Source organism: Polaromonas sp. P1_G4, assembly GCF_056405475.1.
The window spans coordinates 1-1,406 of record NZ_JBFUCA010000779.1 but is presented as its reverse complement, the minus strand read 5'-3'; the positions used below and the strand labels follow the sequence as shown (position 1 = coordinate 1,406).

At 61.2% G+C, this 1,406-nt stretch carries 2 protein-coding genes; one reads left to right on the top strand and one right to left on the bottom strand.

Annotated features, from left to right (window positions below):
* Positions 1-477 (top strand): LysR substrate-binding domain-containing protein (locus AC1D1X_RS23260; protein WP_477699339.1); only part of this gene is annotated, 477 nt, incomplete at its 5' end.
* A 20-nt stretch (positions 478-497) separates the two neighbouring features.
* On the opposite strand, the gene AC1D1X_RS23255 is transcribed toward AC1D1X_RS23260, so the two are convergent.
* Positions 498-1,406, bottom strand: a 909-nt coding sequence (locus AC1D1X_RS23255; RefSeq protein ID WP_477699338.1) for a serine/threonine protein kinase, incomplete at its 5' end; no start/stop codon positions are given.

The window sequence follows — 1,406 nt, the reverse complement described above, 5'->3', positions numbered from 1 at the left end:
CCGGTAGATGCCTCGCTCGAATTTGGCGACGGGAAACGGCCGGGCCTGCACAACGACTTTGTTTTGCCCCTGGCCATGGCTCCGTATGCCGCACCGGCATGGATAGCCAAAAACGGAAAGTCGCTGACGTCCCGAACGCCTTTATCCGCCCTGGTACACCACACAACGGTATTGGACGCCTGGCAAAAGTGGTTCGACTACGCAGGCATGGAAATCGGCACCGGGCAAGAGGGGCCACGCTATGAGTTGATGTCGATGGCCCTGAATGCCGCGGTGGTGGGCCTGGGCGCAGTGCTGCTGCCTGATTTCATGGCCAAGGATGCGGTCGCCACCGGCCGCTTGCGCCAGCTTTCGAAGAAACAATGGGTGTCTACGCGCGGCTACTACCTGGTATATCCAGAAGAGTCGGCCGGGCTTGAAGCCCTCAAGGTATTTCGCACCTGGCTGCTGGCGGAAGCGACAGCTGGGCAGGTCTGAGACAAGGGCAAGTTGCAGGCCTATCCGCCGGCAGACTTGAGCGCCACCAGCACCACAACGACCACAGCCAGAACCAGCGAAACACCCCGCCAAAACGCCACCGGGTTGCGCTCAAGCAAGGCCGGACGGGTCTTGTCCAGGAATGACTGGTTGGGGTGACGCAGGTCGTACAAGAACTCCGACAGCTCACCATAGCGCTTGGCGGGATCGGGGTGAACGGCCTTGCGCAGCACGCCGTCTATCCATGCGGGTATGTCACGGTCTTCGTACAGAACGGAGTCATAGCGCAGCTTGCTTTGTGCGGCCCGGGTCCRGCACTTGGCCACTTCGGCGCCGTAGGGCAGCTTGCCTGTCAGCATCTGGTAGGTGATGACGCCGAGCGAGAAAAGGTCTGAACGCGTGGTGCCGCCCTCGCCCACAAAATACTCCGGCGCCGAATACTGGGCCGTGCCCAGAATGTCGTTGTGCCCGCCGGGCGCATCTGCTTCCATGAGGCTGGCTACGCGGGTTGAGCCAAAGTCAATGATTTTGGCCGTGCCGGTCTTGTCGATCATGACGTTCTCGGGTCGCAGGTCCTGGTGCAGCATCTCCAGCCGGTGAAACGCGCGCAGGCCTTTGGCGATTTGCTCCACCAGCCCGCGCACGGCTTCCAGGCCGGGCCGGGGGTTGTCGATCATCCACTGACTCAGTGTTTGCCCGTCGATGTATTCGGTGGCCACGTACACGTAATGACGCTTTCGGGTCGGCACATAAGGCTTCAACACATGCGCGCTGTTGATGCGCCTGGCGATCCACTCCTCCGTCAAAAACCTTTCAAGGTAGGCCGGGTCACCGCCCAGATCTATCGACGGTGTTTTAAGGATGACGAGCGCGCCCGTGTCGTTGTCGGTGGCCAGGTAGATGTGGCTGCGGCTGCTGCCGTGCACTTC